Source organism: Pseudomonas sp. NY15435 (genome assembly GCF_048068295.1).
In the GTDB taxonomy this organism is placed as follows: Bacteria; Pseudomonadota; Gammaproteobacteria; order Pseudomonadales; family Pseudomonadaceae; genus Pseudomonas.
Map to the genome: position 1 here is coordinate 146,454 of NZ_JBLUQA010000009.1, position 15,097 is coordinate 161,550.

Annotated in this window: 12 protein-coding genes; 8 read left to right on the top strand and 4 right to left on the bottom strand. The window is 66.5% G+C overall.

Features of this window, described 5'->3' with window-relative positions; all coding sequences use genetic code 11:
* The first annotated feature begins 154 nt into the window (after window positions 1–154).
* On the top strand, window positions 155–1,066 hold the full coding sequence (locus ACNFH5_RS21485) for a LysR substrate-binding domain-containing protein (RefSeq protein ID WP_416749440.1): 912 nt from the start codon (window positions 155–157) through the stop codon (window positions 1,064–1,066).
* A 100-nt stretch (window positions 1,067–1,166) separates the two neighbouring features.
* Here the strand turns inward: ACNFH5_RS21485 and ACNFH5_RS21490 are convergent, their stop codons facing one another.
* Entirely contained in the window at window positions 1,167–2,039 is an 873-nt protein-coding gene (locus ACNFH5_RS21490) for a LysR family transcriptional regulator (protein WP_416749649.1), read from the bottom strand.
* A gap of 134 nt (window positions 2,040–2,173) precedes the next feature.
* Here ACNFH5_RS21490 and ACNFH5_RS21495 point away from each other — a divergent pair, with 134 nt between their 5' ends.
* Window positions 2,174–3,382 (top strand): YbfB/YjiJ family MFS transporter, encoded by a 1,209-nt coding sequence (locus ACNFH5_RS21495; protein ID WP_416749442.1) that lies wholly within the window; start codon window positions 2,174–2,176, stop codon window positions 3,380–3,382.
* A gap of 104 nt (window positions 3,383–3,486) precedes the next feature.
* Here the strand turns inward: ACNFH5_RS21495 and ACNFH5_RS21500 are convergent, their stop codons facing one another.
* The 3 genes from ACNFH5_RS21500 to ACNFH5_RS21510 are packed head-to-tail and all read right to left on the bottom strand — an operon-like array spanning window position 3,487 to window position 5,893.
* The gene (locus ACNFH5_RS21500) at window positions 3,487–4,758 is read right to left on the bottom strand and encodes an OprD family porin (RefSeq protein WP_416749651.1); all 1,272 of its coding nucleotides are present in this window, start codon (window positions 4,756–4,758) and stop codon (window positions 3,487–3,489) included.
* Window positions 4,759–4,766: 8 nt separating this feature from the next.
* Complete coding sequence (locus ACNFH5_RS21505; RefSeq protein WP_416749444.1) at window positions 4,767–5,177, bottom strand: DoxX family protein; 411 nt, start codon at window positions 5,175–5,177, stop codon at window positions 4,767–4,769.
* 59 nt (window positions 5,178–5,236) lie between these two features.
* A complete protein-coding gene (locus tag ACNFH5_RS21510) occupies window positions 5,237–5,893 on the bottom strand; it encodes a hydrolase (protein ID WP_416749446.1) in 657 nt (218 codons plus the stop codon).
* A 349-nt stretch (window positions 5,894–6,242) separates the two neighbouring features.
* Here ACNFH5_RS21510 and ACNFH5_RS21515 point away from each other — a divergent pair, with 349 nt between their 5' ends.
* The 6 genes from ACNFH5_RS21515 to katG all read left to right on the top strand — a co-directional run bounded on the left by ACNFH5_RS21515 (window position 6,243) and on the right by katG (window position 15,031).
* Window positions 6,243–7,199, top strand: coding sequence for a GlxA family transcriptional regulator (locus tag ACNFH5_RS21515; protein ID WP_416749448.1), 957 nt, complete (start codon window positions 6,243–6,245; stop codon window positions 7,197–7,199).
* A gap of 204 nt (window positions 7,200–7,403) precedes the next feature.
* Complete coding sequence (locus ACNFH5_RS21520; protein WP_416749450.1) at window positions 7,404–8,783, top strand: ATP-binding protein; 1,380 nt, start codon at window positions 7,404–7,406, stop codon at window positions 8,781–8,783.
* 368 nt (window positions 8,784–9,151) lie between these two features.
* On the top strand, window positions 9,152–9,721 hold the full coding sequence (locus ACNFH5_RS21525; protein ID WP_416749452.1) for an antibiotic biosynthesis monooxygenase: 570 nt from the start codon (window positions 9,152–9,154) through the stop codon (window positions 9,719–9,721).
* A gap of 83 nt (window positions 9,722–9,804) precedes the next feature.
* On the top strand, window positions 9,805–10,623 hold the full coding sequence (locus ACNFH5_RS21530; protein WP_416749453.1) for an alpha/beta fold hydrolase: 819 nt from the start codon (window positions 9,805–9,807) through the stop codon (window positions 10,621–10,623).
* 11 nt (window positions 10,624–10,634) lie between these two features.
* Window positions 10,635–12,488, top strand: coding sequence for an amidohydrolase (locus tag ACNFH5_RS21535; protein WP_416749455.1), 1,854 nt, complete (start codon window positions 10,635–10,637; stop codon window positions 12,486–12,488).
* Window positions 12,489–12,838: 350 nt separating this feature from the next.
* Window positions 12,839–15,031 carry a catalase/peroxidase HPI gene (gene katG, locus ACNFH5_RS21540; protein WP_416749457.1) on the top strand — a complete coding sequence of 731 codons (2,193 nt, stop codon included), beginning with the start codon at window positions 12,839–12,841 and terminating at the stop codon, window positions 15,029–15,031.
* Window positions 15,032–15,097: the final 66 nt, after the last annotated feature.

The window sequence follows — 15,097 nt, forward strand, 5'->3', positions numbered from 1 at the left end:
AGGTAAATCAAGGTGATCCGATGCTCAATCGGATTAAGCCAAACGGCGCGCGAATGAGCACACGCGTCCAAGAAAAACACCCTGTTTCATGATCGACTGGCGCGACCCTCGTCTTGTGCAAAGATGCCCAACCCACAGCCCCGAGCGACCAGCCATGAACCGAAACGACTTGCGCCGCCTGGACATGAACCTGCTGGTGATCTTCGAATCCCTGATGCTGGAGCGGAACCTCACCCGCGTCGGCGAGAAGCTGTTCATCACCCAATCCACCGTCAGCGCCGCACTGGCACGCCTGCGTGACCTTTTCGACGACCCGCTGCTGGTGCGTGCCGGTCGCGCCATGGAACCCACCAGCCGGGCGCTGCACATCTTCGAGGAACTGCGGCCGGCGATGGACGTGATCTCCGCCGCGGTCAGCCGCGCCAAGACCTTCGAGCCCGAGAGCAGTTGCAACATCTTCCGCCTGGGGCTTTCCGACGACGCCGAGTTCGGCCTGTTCCCGGCGTTGCTCGCGCGACTGCAACAGGAAGCGCCGAACATCACCGTGGTGGTGCGCCGTGCCAACTTCCTGCTGATGCCGGCGTTGCTGTCCTCCGGTGAGATCACCGCCGGGGTCAGCTACACCACCGACCTGCCGGCCAACGCCAAGCGACGCAAGCTGCGCGATATCGGCGTGAAGGTACTGCGCGGCGATGATCGTCCCGGCCCGCTGACCCTGGACGAATACTGCTCGCGGCCGCACGTGATGGTGTCCTTCTCCGGCGACCTGAACGGCGCCATCGACCTTGACCTGGAACGCATCGATCGCCGCCGCCGCGTGGTCCTCGCCGTACCGCAGTTCGGCAGCTTGCGCGCGCTGCTGCGCAATACCGAGATGATTGCCACTGTCCCCGACTACGCGGCCTGCGCGCTGGTGGAGGACAGCTGCCTGCGCGCCGAGGACCCGCCGCTGGAAATCAAGCCGGCGGAACTGTCGCTGGTGTGGAGCGCCGCCCACGACAACGACCCGGCCGAGCGCTGGCTGCGCGAGCGGATGGTCGAGTACATGAGCGCGCCGGTGCCCTGAGCTCCGCAGATCGCTGGGGTATCTTCGCTATGTTTCTCCTGCCAGGCGCCGGCGGATACCGTTGGGCGGTTCGCGAGCGAGCTCGCTCCTGCAAAGAGCCTCAACTCCCGGTTGCGGCAAACGCCTGCGCGATGGCGTCGATCACCGCGCGCACCCGCGCCGTGTGGCGCACATCCTTGTGGGTGACCAGCCACACGTCGTAGGGCAGGGGCGCGCGTTCCGGCCACAGGCGCACCAGCCCATCCGCATCGCCCAGCGGCAGCGGCAATTCGCCCACGCCCAGGCCGGCAGCCAGCGCGCGGCGGACCATGAAGCCGGAGGTGCAGCTCATGGCGATGCGCCCGTGGATGATCGGCTCGGAGGCCAGGAATACTTCCTTGCCGGCATCCAGATACGGCTGATAGACCACCAGGTCGTGCCCGGCGAAGGCGGTTCCCGGCTCGGGCACGCCGCGTGATGCGATGTACTGCGCAGAGGCGAACAGGCCGCTGCCCCAGCGTGCCACGCGTCGCACGATCAGGTCGGGGTTCTCGGGCTGGTGCGTGCGCACGGCGATGTCGGCCTCGCGCTTGCTCAGGTTGAGCATCTGCGTGGAGGTCTGCAATTGCACCTCGATTCCCGGTTTCTCGCGGTGCAGGGCGGCCACGGCGGGGATGATGTAGTCGGCGGCGAAGGAGTCTGTGGTGGTGACTCGCACCACGCCGCTCATGCGGTCGTCCATGCCGAGGATCTGCCGTTGCAGTTCGGCGGCGGAGGACTCCATGGCTTGCGCCGCCGCCATGGCGATCTCGCCGGCGGCGGTGAGGCTGTAGCCGGCGGAGGTGCGCAGGAACAGCGTCGCTTCCAGCGAGCGCTCCAGCGACGCCAGGCGTCGGCCTACAGTCGCCTGGTCCACCGCGAGCACGCGGGCGGCGCCACGCAGGGTCTGTTCGCGGCACAGGGCGAGAAATACGCGGGCATCGTCCCAGTTCATCATGGCGAAAACCTCGTGATGCAGAAACGCAATGGTGGCATGAAAACTCGCTGCATTACTGCATCGAAACGCAACTTTATGATCTCCCCATCACCACGTAACGGCGCCGCCCTGACGGCGCGATAGGGGTTGTCATGAATACCGATGCTTCCCGCCTCGCCAGCCGAGGCTCCCTCTGGTTGCCGATCTGGTCGGGCCTGTGCGCCAGCCTGGTCGGCATCGGCCTGGCGCGTTTCGCCTATACGCCGCTGATCCCGGCGCTGATCGAGGCGCGCTGGTTCTCGGCGTCCGCCGTGGTCTACCTGGGCGCCGCCAATCTCGCCGGCTACCTGGTTGGTGCGCTGGCCGGGCGCCCGCTGGCGGCGCGCTGGTCGAGCGCCGCGGTGCTGCGCGGCATGATGCTGCTGGTCACGCTGTCTTTCTTCGCCTGCGCCTGGCCGTTGAGCCAGGCGTGGTTCTTCTTCTGGCGACTGGCCTCGGGGATTTCCGGCGGGGTGATCATGGTGCTGGCTGCCAGCACGATCCTGCCGCACGTGGCCGCCAATCGTCGCGGCTTGGCCAGTGGGGCGATCTTCCTCGGCATCGGCCTGGGCATCGCCGCCTCCGGCACGCTGGTGCCGCTGCTGCTGGCTCTGGGGTTGGTGCAGACCTGGCTGGGCCTCGGCGCGCTGGCCCTGGTGCTCAGCCTGAGCAGTTGGTTCGGCTGGCCGCAGGAGCACGCTCATGCCCAGGCGCACAGGGCAGAGGGGGCGCGTGCTTCGGCGGGCGTCTACGTGCTGTTCGCCCAGTACGCGCTGATGGCGTCTGCACTGGTGGCGCCGATGATGTTCCTGGTGGACTACGTGGCCCGTGGACTGAGTGCCGGTACCCACGGCGGCGCACTGATCTGGACGCTCTATGGCATTGGCGCCATCGTCGGACCGGTGGTGTATGGCTTCCTCGCCGACCATCTGGGCGCGAGGGCGGCGCTTCGGCTGGTGCTGGTGGCGCAATTCCTTGCCCTCGGCCTGCTGCTGGAAACCGCTGACCTGCGCCTGCTGGGCATGGCGAGCGTGGTGATCGGTTCGTTCCCGCCAGGCATCGTGCCGCTGGCGTTGGCGCGGGTGCATCAGCTCGTGCCTGGCCACGCCGCGCAGAACGCCACCTGGAGCCGGGCGACGGTGTCCTTCGCCAGCTTCCAGGCCATCGCTGGCTACGCCTACTCGGCGCTGTTCAGTGCCAGCCACGGGCACTACGCGCTGCTCTTCGCAGTAGCGGCGGGCGCCATCGTGCTGGCCGTGCTGATGGAACTGGCGCTGCTGTTCAAGGCGGCGCCGCAGGCCGGTGAGCCTGTGCGTGGCTGACCCACGCCGGCGCGTTGGTCTGCGTGTAGGAGCGAGCTTGCTCGCGAACGCCGCGCACCGGGAATGTCCGGCGTGAAGCAGGTTCGGATGTCTGTCGGCTCGGTTCAGAAGACGCCCTTGAGCGGGTATTCGACGATCACATAGATACGGTCGATATCCGCGCCACCCTGGGCGTCGTTGGCGCGGTGCGAGACCTGCGCGACGCTCAGTGCAAGGTCCTTGGCCGGGCCGGACTGCACCACGTAGCGCACATCGAGGTCGCGCTCCCAGTGTTTGCCTCCATCGCCATAGGCGGGCTGGCAGGCGCCACCTTCCATGGGGTTGTAGGCGCCGCCACAAGGGGCGTGGGTGCCGTCGATGCCGCTGCCGCGCACATAGCGCGCGGAAAGGGTCAGGCCGGCGAGGCCGGAACTGGCGCCGTCCCACTGGTAGCGTGCCTGCCAGGAGTGTTCGCCGGGGCCGTTGAAGTCGGCGTACTTGATCGAGTTGGCGAGGTAGATGGAGTCGCCGCCGACGAAGTCGAACGGCGTGTCACCGTCGATCTTCTGATAGGCGAGGCTCAGCGCATGGCTGCCCAGGGCGACTTTGCCCAGCAGGCTCCAGGCCAGGGTGTCGATATCCCCGGCGCGGGCACTGCCGGTGTCGCCGGTCCTGTACAGATTGGCGTCCACCGACCAGCGACCGAGGCGGCCGTTGAGGTTGGCGTAGGCCTGATGCCAGACGTCGTCCAGCTGGCTGGCGTAGAGGGCGCCGCCCCAGTTGGCGTCGGATGCGTTCCAGGTGGCGCCGGCCAGGCTCAGGCCACCGAAGCGGGTGCTGGCGCCGTAGCCTTCGAACTCGCCGTGGCTGGAGCTGGAGTTCTGGTTCTTGAAGGCAGTGAAGCGCCCGGCCTGCAGGCGCAGCCCCGGCAGATTGCGGTCGTCGAGGAACCAGCCGGTGGCGTACTCGGGTTGCAGGCGCTTGTCGCCGGTGTCGAACACCGGGGTTTCCACTTCCATCTCGCCCCACGCGAGGGATGTCTTCTCATGCACCAGGCGCAGCGCAGCGCCGGCGTCGGAATACTCGTTCTCGCTGCGGCCGTCGCTGTTCAGTGGCAGCAGACCGGTCCCCGCGTGGCCGCGCCCGCCGTCGAGCTTCAGGCCGAGGAAAGCGTGGGCGTCGACGCCCAGGCCGATAGTGCCGGGGGTGACGTCGCTGCTGAATCTGCCGATGAAGCCCTGCGCCCACTCTCGGCGCAGGCTCTGGCCGTTGGGGCCGGGGCTGCGATAGTCGTTGTCGAGGAAGTAGTTGCGCGACAGCAGCGACCAGTCGGCGGCGTGGGCCTGGATGCAGGCGAGCGCCAGTGCACAGGGGAACAGGGCGTTTCTCAGGGGCAGGGCCACGGTCAGGGCTCCGTGTGCAATACAGCAGTACGTGGCAGGGTGAGGCGGTAGCTGCCAGGACCGGCAATCGCCAGGCCGGTGAAGAGTATCAGCATCCACCAGGCAAACTGGCCCTCAGCCAGCGACCACTGCGGGTGTACGAATACCAGCGCCACCAGCAGCACGGCGATTACCGGGAGGCAGGCGAGGCGGGCGAACACGCCGAGGATCAGCAGGATCGGGCAAAGCACTTCGGCGAACACCGCCAGCGCGAGGGTCGGCGTGGCGCCGAGGCCGAACGGGTCTTCGATGTGCTGCAGTTCGCTCTGCCAGTGCAGCAGCTTGGGCAGCCCGTGTACCTGGAGCAGAAGCAGGGCGGCGGCAACGCGCATGAACAGCAGCGCCAGCGCGCCGGAGCGGTCGTGGGTCGGCATGGTGTTTATCCCGGGAATGAAAAAGGGGCGGCAATGCCGCCCCTTTCGGCTGCTCAGGCTCAGTGGCCTTCGCTGGCGTTGAACATGGTCTTGGCGTAGATCAGGCCCAGGCCGTAGGCGCCGCCGTGTTCGATGGAGGTCTTCACGGTTGCATCGTAGGTCTCGCCACGGGCCCAGTCGCGTTGCAGTTCCAGCAGGTACTGCAGGGAGGTCATCGGGCGGGCGCCGAGCTGGATCATTCGTTGCAGGGCCATCTCATGGGCTTCGGTGGAGACATCGCCACAGGCGTCGGTGATCACGTAGACCTCAAAGCCCTGGTCGATGGCCGACAGCGCCGGGCCGACGATGCACACGGAGGTCCAGAGGCCGGCCAGGACGATCTTCTGCTTGCCGAACTTGTTCACTTCCACGGCGATGCGCGGGTCTTCCCAGGTGTTCATGCTGGTGCGGTCGATGACGTTGTGCTCGGGGAAGACCGACTTTATCTCGTCGAAGATCGGGCCGGAGAAGCTCTTCTCGGCGACGGTGGTGAGGATGGTGGAAACGTCGAATTCCTTGGCGGCCTTGGCCACCAGGGCGGCGTTGTTGCGCAGGGTCACGGCGTCGATGGACTTGGTCGCGAAGGACATCTGCGACTGGTGGTCGATCATGATCAGGGTGTGGTCGGTGGGGTTGAGCAGGGTCTTGCCGGGAACGGCTTTGGCGATGGCGGTCATGGTTGGATTCCTTGGTAGGTTGCGTGGATCAGTGAAGTGGCGGCTGGATCGTTCTGGGGCTTCGCAGGACTTGGCTGCGAACCGTGGAGATATCTTTGCCGAACGCTGCGAGGCGCGGAACAGACAGCTTTGCAGGGTGGCTTTGCAGTTCTGCAACGGGCCTGTGGAGCGCTTCGATGGGCAAACTATGGTTTCGCCGGCGCGGCATTTATTGGACCTGTGTGCTCGGCCCGTCCGGCGCAGAATGATGCAAACGTGCGATTCGCCAGTGCGGCGAATCGGTACAGTGGTTTTTTCCTATACCGGGGCACGCTAGACCGCCAAGCCCCGTTTGCGTGCGAGTAGAAGAATGAAAACAGTGGCCATGGTGCTGTACGACGATGTGCTGGCGCTGGATGTGACGGGGCCGATGGAGGTGTTCTCCATGGCTAACCGCTACCTGCCGGCGGAGCGGCATTACCGGTTGCTGACGGTGGCGGCGAAGCCCGAGGGCGTGCGCGCCTCCAGCGGCCTGAGAATGAGCGCCGACCTGCCGCTGGAAGCGTTGCTCGCGGGTGTGGACCTGCTGCTGGTGCCCGGCGGTCCTGGCGCCTACAACGGCAACAACGAGGCGCTCAACGCCTGGTTGCCGGTAGCGGCGCGCGCAGCCAAACGCTATGGCGCGGTGTGCACGGGCGCCTTCCTGCTGGGCGCCGCCGGGCTGCTCGATGGCTACCGCTGCACCACCCACTGGAACTACCTCGAGCGCCTGGCGCAGTTGTACCCGCGCACCCAGGTGCAGGCCGAGCGCATCTACGTCATCGACCGTAACCTGATCACCTCCGGCGGCGTTACTGCCGGCATCGACATGGCGCTGGCGGTGGTCGCCGAGGACCACGGCAAGGACGTCGCCCTGGAGGTCGCCAAGGTGCTGTTGGTGGTGCTCAAGCGCCAGGGCGGGCAGACCCCGTTCGGCCCGCTGCTGGTATCGGTGGTGCGCGACGGCTCGGTGATCGCCCGCGCCCAGGCCTATGTGGTGGACCACATCGACGAACCGCTGACGGTGAATCGCCTGGCCGAACTGGTGGCCATGAGCCCGCGCAACTTCGCCCGCGCCTTCCAGCGCGAAACCAGCATGACGCCCATGCAGTACGTGCAGAGTGCGCGCATCGACCACGCGCGCAAGTTGCTGGAAAGCAGCGACCTGCCGCTCAAGCAGGTGGCCAGCCGCAGCGGCTTCGGCAGCCCGAGGCATATGCGCACGGTGTTCGGCGAGCGGATCGGCATGACGCCGAGCCAGTACCGCGAGCAATTCGGCTTTGCCTGATGGCTTTGCGCCGCATTTCGTGCCGATTGACCGTCTGGCGCACCCAAGTTGGCCGAATCCTTCCCCCTGTGGGAATTGCGCTGTCACACGAGGGCGGGAAAATACCCTCACCAATCATCAGGGGCGCGTCACCTCGGTACTGGCCAGATCGCCTGGAGGACCCGTTGTAGAGCGATCCGTCAGATCCGCAGACGTGAGCAGGACATGAGCGCAAGCACGGAAAACCGCACCGAGACCATCCTGCAGTTCGGTCGCTTCCAGTTCCACCCCTACAAGCGCCAGTTGCTGCAGGGGGATCGTCCGGTGCGCATCGGCAGCCGGGCGCTGGATATTCTCCAGGTGCTGATCCGCCAACCCGGCGAGATCATCGGCAAGGACAGGATCATCGCCCAGGTCTGGGGCGACACCGTGGTCGAAGAGATCAACCTGCGCGTGCACATCGCAGCCCTGCGGCGTGCCCTTGGCGAAGGCCGCACGGGTGAGCGCTACATCGCCAACGTGCCGCTGCGCGGCTATGGCTTCGTCGGCGTGGTGGAGAGCGTGGTCGCTCCGGCGCAGGCGGTGCAACTGCCGTGCGAAGTGCGCGCCAGCAACCTGCCGATCCTGCTGATGGGCCTGGTCGGCCGCCAGGCGCTGCTCGCGCGGGTGGTGAAGCAGATGCCCGCCACGCGCCTGATGACCCTGGTCGGCCCCGGCGGCATGGGCAAGACCTCGCTGGCGATCCACGCTGCCGAGCAGCTCGGCAAGCACTTCAGCCAGGTGCGCTTTCTCGACCTGTCGGCCGACCCGGACGGCGTCTCCCTGAGCCAGAGCCTCGCCATTCTCCTGCGCGAGCCTTCCTATGAACCGACCCTGTTGTTGCTGGACAACTGCGAGCACCTTGCCGAGCGCTGCGCCGAGGCGGTGGAGCACCTGCTGCGCCTGCACCCGGCACTGAGCATCCTCGCCACCAGCCGCGAACCGCTGCGTGCGGAGGGCGAGCGCGTGGTGCGCCTGCCGCCGCTGGAGGTGCCCGCGCAGGACAATGCGCCGCTGGCGTTGGCCATGTGCAGTTCGGCGGTGCAGCTGTTCGTGATGCGCGCGCGGGAGGTTTGCGACCGCTTCGAGCTCAAACCCGGCCAGGTGCGCGCCATCATTGACATCTGCCGGCGCCTGGATGGCATTCCCCTGGCCATCGAAATGGCGGCGCGGCAGGTGGGTATCCTGGGTCTCGCGGGGCTGCCGGCGTTGTTGGACACGCCCATGCACCTGTTGATGCCCGGCCGTCGCACTGCTCCGGCGCGGCAGCAGAGCCTGCGCGCGACCTATGACTGGAGCTATGGCCTGCTGGATGTCGCCGAGCAACGCTGCCTGCGCCTGCTTGCGCAATTGGGTGAGGATTTCACCCTCGACGCGGCGGTGGCTTCCCTTGATGGTGACCGCCTGTGCCGCGAGTGCGCGTTCGCCACCGTGCGCCAACTGGCGGACAAGTCGCTGCTGTGGGTGGAGCAGGGCGAGTGCGAGGTGCGCTACCGGGTGCCGAACACCGCGCGGGCATACATGCAGCAGGTGACCCTGCCGGGGCTCGCCGTCACAGCCGCGTGATCGCGCCATCGCCCTACTGCGCGTAGGAGCGGACTCTGTCCGCGATCGCTCTCCGGCGCGATGCGGACCCATCGCGGACAGAGTCCGCTCCTACAAAAGCCCGGCGTCCCGTGCCTCACGTCGCGCACGTTGATGCTTCTCGTAGGAGCGAGCTTGCTCGCGAACCGCCCAGCGCCGGGACGCCCAGGAAGAGCGTTCGCGAGCAAGCTCGCTCCTACAGGTTGCCCCATCATCAATGTCGGGCGGATGACCCGCTCCGGGTTATGCGGCCTACGTAAGCAAAAGCCCCAACCCAGCACATGCGTCCAATAGGTCGGCCGACCTCAACGCCATAGTGACCGGACCTCAATCATGAGTCCGGGAAACCCATGAGCGCCGAAACCATCGATCTGAACAGTGTGGTGACGCTGGTGGTTCACCACAAGGTGCGTTGCGAAGCTCTGCCCAGCTACGAGGCCTGGCTACGCCGCACCGTCGCTGCGGCGCGCCGACAGCCGGGGCACCTGGGTGTAAATGTGATCCGCCCGGACGGCGAGGGCGCGATGTTCACCACCGTGGTGCGCTTCGCCCGCGCCGGTCAGCTGCAGGCCTGGATCGACTCCCGCGAGCGCGCCGAGCTGATCGACGAGGTCTCGCCACTGCTGGAAGAGGGCGACCACCCGCTGATACACAACGACGCCGAATTCTGGTTCACCCCCGAGCACGGCAACGTGCGCCAGCCGCCGAAATGGAAGCAGGCGCTGCTGACCTACCTGGTGATCAGCCCGCTGACCATGGTCATCCCACCGCTCTGGGGGCCGGCGTTCGAACGTTTCCCGGTACTGGCCGGTGTGGTGCCGAGCAATCTGCTGGTGACCCTGTGCATCGTCCTCCTGGTGGTCTACCTGATCATGCCCTGGGTGACGCGTCGCTGCGCTGGCTGGCTCAACGCTGATTGAGCCTTCCCCTGACTTCCCCCTCCCGCGGCGCCCGCGCGGCGCCCGTTCCCACATCGTCCTGCATGGCAGGCAGAGGAGTTTCCATGAGCACTTTCGTTACCCGCGACGGCACCGAGATCTATTACAAGGACTGGGGCAGCGGCAAACCCGTGCTGTTCAGCCACGGCTGGCCGCTGGACGGCGACATGTGGGAATACCAGATGCAGTACCTGAGCAGCCGCGGCTACCGCACCATCGCCTTCGACCGCCGCGGCTTCGGTCGTTCCAGCCAGCCGTGGAGCGGCTACGACTACGACACCTTCGCCGATGATATCGCCGGCCTGATCGAGCACCTGGACCTGCGCGAGGTCACGCTGGTCGGCTTCTCCATGGGTGGCGGCGATGTCAGCCGCTATATCGGCCGCCACGGCACCGCCCGCGTCGCCGGCCTGGTGCTGCTGGGCGCGGTCACACCGATCTTCGGTCAGTCCGCTGATTTCCCCCAGGGAGTGGAGAAGGGCGTGTTCGACGGCATCAAGGCCGGCCTGCTGCAGGACCGCGCGCAGTTCATCGCCGACTTCGCCGCGCCGTTCTACGGCACCAACCACGGTCAGAAGGTCTCCGACGGCGTGCTCACCCAGACCCTCAACATCGCCCTGCTGGCCTCGCTCAAGGGCACGGTGGACTGCGTCAGCGCCTTCTCGGAAACCGACTTCCGCGCGGACCTGGCCAAGGTCGACGTACCGACCCTGGTGATCCACGGCGACGACGACCAGATCGTGCCGTTCGAAACCACCGGCAAGCTGGCCGCCGAACAGGTCAAGGGCGCCGAACTGAAAGTCTACGCCGGCGCTCCCCATGGCTTCGCCGTCACCCATGCGCAGCAACTCAACGAAGACCTGCTGGCCTTCCTGCAACGCTGAGGTACCCGAGCATGAGCAACGCAGAACGCAACGCAGACCTGATCCTGTTCAACGGCAAGCTGCACACCGTTGACCCGGAACGCCCGCACGCCACCGCCGTGGCCATCGCCGACGGCAAGTTCCTGGTCGTCGGCACCGACGCCCAGGCGATGGCCTACCGCGATGCCTCGACCCAACTGGTTGACCTCAACCGTCGCACTGTCATTCCCGGCCTCAACGACTCGCACCTGCACCTGATCCGCGGCGGGCTGAACTACAACCTCGAACTGCGCTGGGAGGGCGTACCGTCGCTCTCCGACGCACTGGAGATGCTGCGCCTGCAGGCCCAGCGCACGCCGTCGCCGCAGTGGGTGCGCGTGGTCGGTGGCTGGAACGAATTCCAGTTCGCCGAGCGCCGCCTGCCGACCATCGAAGAGCTGAACAAGGCGGCGCCGGACACCCCGGTGTTCGTCCTGCATCTGTATGACCGCGCGCTGCTCAACCGCGCCGCGCTGCGGGTCGTCGGCTACACCAAGGACACGCCGAACCCGCCCGGCGGGGAGATCGTCCGCGACAGCAACGGCGAGCCCACCGGCATGCTGATCGCCCGCCCCAACGCGATGATCCTCTACGCGACCCTGGCCAAGGGGCCGAAGCTGCCGCTGGAATACCAGGTCAACTCGACGCGCCAGTTCATGCGCGAGCTGAACCGTCTCGGCCTGACCAGCGTGATCGACGCCGGCGGCGGCTTCCAGAACTACCCGGACGACTACCAGGTGATCGAGCAACTGGAGAAAGACAACCAGCTCACCGTGCGCATCGCCTACAACCTGTTCACCCAGAAGCCCAAGGAAGAGCTGGCGGACTTCAAGAACTGGACCAGCAGCGTCAAGTACGGCCAGGGCAGCGACTTCCTGCGGCACAACGGTGCCGGGGAGATGCTGGTGTTCTCGGCGGCGGACTTCGAGGACTTCCTCGAACCGCGCCCGGACCTGCCCGGCACCATGGAAGCGGAGCTGGAGCCAGTGGTGCGTCACCTGGTCGAGCAACGCTGGCCGTTCCGCCTGCACGCGACTTATGACGAATCCATCTCGCGCATGCTCGATGTGTTCGAGAAGGTCGACCGCGACATCCCGTTCAACGGCCTGCCGTGGTTCTTCGACCATGCCGAGACCATCACGCCGAAGAATATCGAGCGCGTACGTGCCCTGGGCGGCGGCATCGCCATCCAGGACCGCATGGCTTTCCAGGGTGAGTACTTTGTCGACCGCTATGGCAAGCAGGCCGCCGAGGCCACGCCGCCGATCAAGCGCATGCTGGCCGAAGGCGTGCCGGTGGGCGCTGGCACCGACGCCACCCGCGTGTCCAGCTACAACCCCTGGACCTCGCTGTACTGGATGGTCAGCGGCAAGACCGTGGGTGGCCTGAGCCTGTATCCGGAGGGCCTGTCCCGCGAGGTGGCGATCGGGCTGTTCACCCACGGCAGCGCCTGGTTCTCCAGCGAGCAGGGCAAGAAGGGCATGCTCAAGGCCGGCCAACTAGCGGACCTGGCGGTGCTCTCGGAGGACTTCTTCAGCGTCGAGGAGGAGGCGATCAAGACCATCGAGTCGGTGCTCACCGTGGTGGGCGGCAAGATCGTCCATGGCGACCGCGAATTCGACAAGCTGGCCCCGCCGAGCATCCCGGTGGTGCCGGAATGGTCTCCGGTGGCCATGGTTCCCGGCCACTGGCGCCCGCAGGCGCCGCTGCAGCAGGCCGTGCACCAGTGCGTCGGCTCCTGTGGCGTGCATGGCCACAGCCATGAACGCGCGCGCACGAAAGACGTGCCGGTGAGCGACTTCGCCGGGTTCTGGGGCGCGTTCGGTTGTTCCTGCTTCGCGTTCTGACGCGTTAATGGTCCGGTCCGCAAGGGCCGGATGCCGATCGCGGACGGAGTCCGCTTCTACGCGCGGGCAGGCGCCGACACCTCCGGTTGCGTAGGAGCGGACTCTGTCCGCGATGGATTTCGCATCCACGGCGGGTTGGCCGGTTCGCGAGCAAGCTCGCTCCTACACCATCGATGACAACTGCGTCCGTTATCGTCTGCCGCGATGAGGCCCTTGGTCACCCCCATCGATAGCCTTTTACCGTCCGAGCCAATCGAAAACTGCAATAGCAGCCCGCCCCGTTTGATCTATCTTCTGATGGGTTGTGCGAATACAAGGCGCCAACGATAGGCGCCCCCAAGGAGCCTGCAATGAGTGAAGAAAAGAAAGGTAGCTGCCCGTTCCACCAGACCGCTGGTGGTGGTACTTCCAACCGTGACTGGTGGCCGAACCAGCTGAGGCTGGACCTGCTGCACCAGCATTCTTCCAAGTCCAACCCCATGGGTGAGGACTTCAACTACGCCGAGGCCTTCAAGACCCTCGACCTGGAAGCGGTCAAGGCCGACCTGCGCGCCGTGATGACCGACTCCCAGGACTGGTGGCCGGCCGACTTCGGCCACTATGGCCCGCTGTTCATCCGCATGGCCTGGCACGCCGCCGGCACCTACCGTATCGGCGATGGCCGTGGCGGCGCTGGCCGTGGCCAGCAACGTTTCGCCCCGCTCAACAGCTGGCCGGACAACGTCAGCCTGGACAAGGCTCGCCGGCTGATCTGGCCGATCAAGCAGAAGTATGGCGCCAAGCTGTCCTGGGCCGACCTGATCGTGCTCACCGGCAACGTCGCCCTGGAGTCCATGGGCTTCAAGACCTTCGGTTTTGCCGGCGGCCGCGAAGATGTCTGGGAACCGGACATGGACGTGTATTGGGGCGAGGAGACCACCTGGCTGGGCGGCGACAAGCGCTACACCGGCGAGCGTGACCTGGAGAACCCCCTGGCCGCCGTACAGATGGGCCTGATCTACGTGAACCCCGAAGGCCCCAACGGCAACCCCGACCCGGTGGCTGCCGCCCGCGACATCCGTGAGACCTTCGCGCGCATGGCCATGGACGACGAGGAAACCGTCGCCCTGATCGCCGGCGGCCACACCTTCGGCAAGACCCACGGCGCGGGCCCGGCGGACAACGTCGGGGTCGATCCGGAAGCCGGTGGCCTGGAAAACCAGGGCCTGGGCTGGGTCAGCAAGTTCGGCACGGGCTCGGGTGGCGATGCCATCACCAGCGGCCTGGAAGTCACCTGGACGTCCACGCCGACGCGCTGGAGCAATAACTTCTTCTGGAACCTGTTCGGCTACGAGTGGGAGCTGACCAAGAGCCCCGCCGGCGCCCACCAGTGGCAACCGAAGAATGGCGCGGGTGCCGGCAGCATTCCCGATGCCCATGACAAGTCCAAGCGCCGCGCGCCCTCGATGCTGACCACCGATATCTCGCTGCGCGTCGATCCGGTCTACGAGAAGATTTCCCGTCGTTTCTACGAAGATCCCGAAGCGTTCGCCGACGCTTTCGCCCGTGCCTGGTTCAAGCTGACTCACCGCGACATGGGCCCGCTGGCTCGCTACCTGGGCCCGGAAGTGCCGAAAGAGGAGCTGATCTGGCAAGACCCGATCCCGGCGGTCGACCACCCGCTGGTGGACGACAAGGACGTCACCGCGCTCAAGGCCAAGGTACTGGCCTCGGGGCTGTCGGTCTCCGAACTGGTCTCCACCGCCTGGGCGTCGGCCTCCACCTTCCGTGGCTCCGACAAGCGCGGCGGCGCCAATGGCGCGCGCATCCGCCTGGCGCCGCAGAAGGACTGGCCGGTGAACCAGCCGGAGCAACTGGCCAAGGTGCTTGGTGTGCTGGGTGAAATCCAGTCCGAGTTCAACGCCTCGGCCGTCGGCGGCAAGAAGATCTCCCTGGCCGACCTGATCGTCCTGGCCGGCGATGCCGCCGTGGAAGAGGCCGCGCGCAAGGGTGGCCACACCGTCAGCGTACCGTTCGCGCCGGGCCGCATGGACGCCAGCCAGGAGCAGACCGACGTGCACTCGGTGGGCATGCTGGAGCCGGTGGCCGATGGCTTCCGCAACTTCCTCAAATCGAAGTTCTCGGTGCCGGCCGAAGCGCTGCTGATCGACAAGGCGCAATTGCTGACCCTGAGCGCACCGGAAGTCACCGCGCTGATCGGTGGTTTGCGTGTGCTCGGCGCCAACACCGGCGGCTCGCAGAACGGCGTGTTCACCGCGCGCCCGGGCACTCTGAGCAACGACTTCTTCGTCAACCTGCTGGACATGGGCACCGTGTGGAAGCCGACCTCCGACGCCAATGACCAGTTCGAAGGCCGTGACCGCAAGTCCGGCGAAGCGAAGTGGACCGGTAGCCGCATCGACCTGCTACTGGGATCAAACTCCCAGCTGCGGGCGCTGTCGGAGGTCTATGGTTGCTCGGACGGCGAACGCAAGTTCGTCCATGACTTCGTCAAGGCCTGGACCAAGGTGATGAACCTCGACCGCTTCGACCTGCCGCGCTGACCGGGCAGGGAAGAGCAAAAGGCCCGCGAACGAGCGATCGTTCGCGGGCCTTGTCGTTTCAGCCGT

What these genes read in the sequence shown, in the direction of transcription:
- ACNFH5_RS21530 (WP_416749453.1), top strand. Translation starts at nt 9,805, where the DNA reads ATGAGCACTTTCGTTACCCGCGACGGCACCGAGATCTATTACAAGGAC.
- ACNFH5_RS21495 (WP_416749442.1), top strand. Translation starts at nt 2,174, where the DNA reads ATGAATACCGATGCTTCCCGCCTCGCCAGCCGAGGCTCCCTCTGGTTG.
- ACNFH5_RS21490 (WP_416749649.1), bottom strand. Translation starts at nt 2,039, where the DNA reads ATGAACTGGGACGATGCCCGCGTATTTCTCGCCCTGTGCCGCGAACAG.
- ACNFH5_RS21505 (WP_416749444.1), bottom strand. Translation starts at nt 5,177, where the DNA reads ATGCCGACCCACGACCGCTCCGGCGCGCTGGCGCTGCTGTTCATGCGC.
- ACNFH5_RS21525 (WP_416749452.1), top strand. Translation starts at nt 9,152, where the DNA reads ATGAGCGCCGAAACCATCGATCTGAACAGTGTGGTGACGCTGGTGGTT.
- ACNFH5_RS21515 (WP_416749448.1), top strand. Translation starts at nt 6,243, where the DNA reads ATGAAAACAGTGGCCATGGTGCTGTACGACGATGTGCTGGCGCTGGAT.
- ACNFH5_RS21510 (WP_416749446.1), bottom strand. Translation starts at nt 5,893, where the DNA reads ATGACCGCCATCGCCAAAGCCGTTCCCGGCAAGACCCTGCTCAACCCC.
- ACNFH5_RS21485 (WP_416749440.1), top strand. Translation starts at nt 155, where the DNA reads ATGAACCGAAACGACTTGCGCCGCCTGGACATGAACCTGCTGGTGATC.
- ACNFH5_RS21535 (WP_416749455.1), top strand. Translation starts at nt 10,635, where the DNA reads ATGAGCAACGCAGAACGCAACGCAGACCTGATCCTGTTCAACGGCAAG.
- ACNFH5_RS21520 (WP_416749450.1), top strand. Translation starts at nt 7,404, where the DNA reads ATGAGCGCAAGCACGGAAAACCGCACCGAGACCATCCTGCAGTTCGGT.
- katG (WP_416749457.1), top strand. Translation starts at nt 12,839, where the DNA reads ATGAGTGAAGAAAAGAAAGGTAGCTGCCCGTTCCACCAGACCGCTGGT.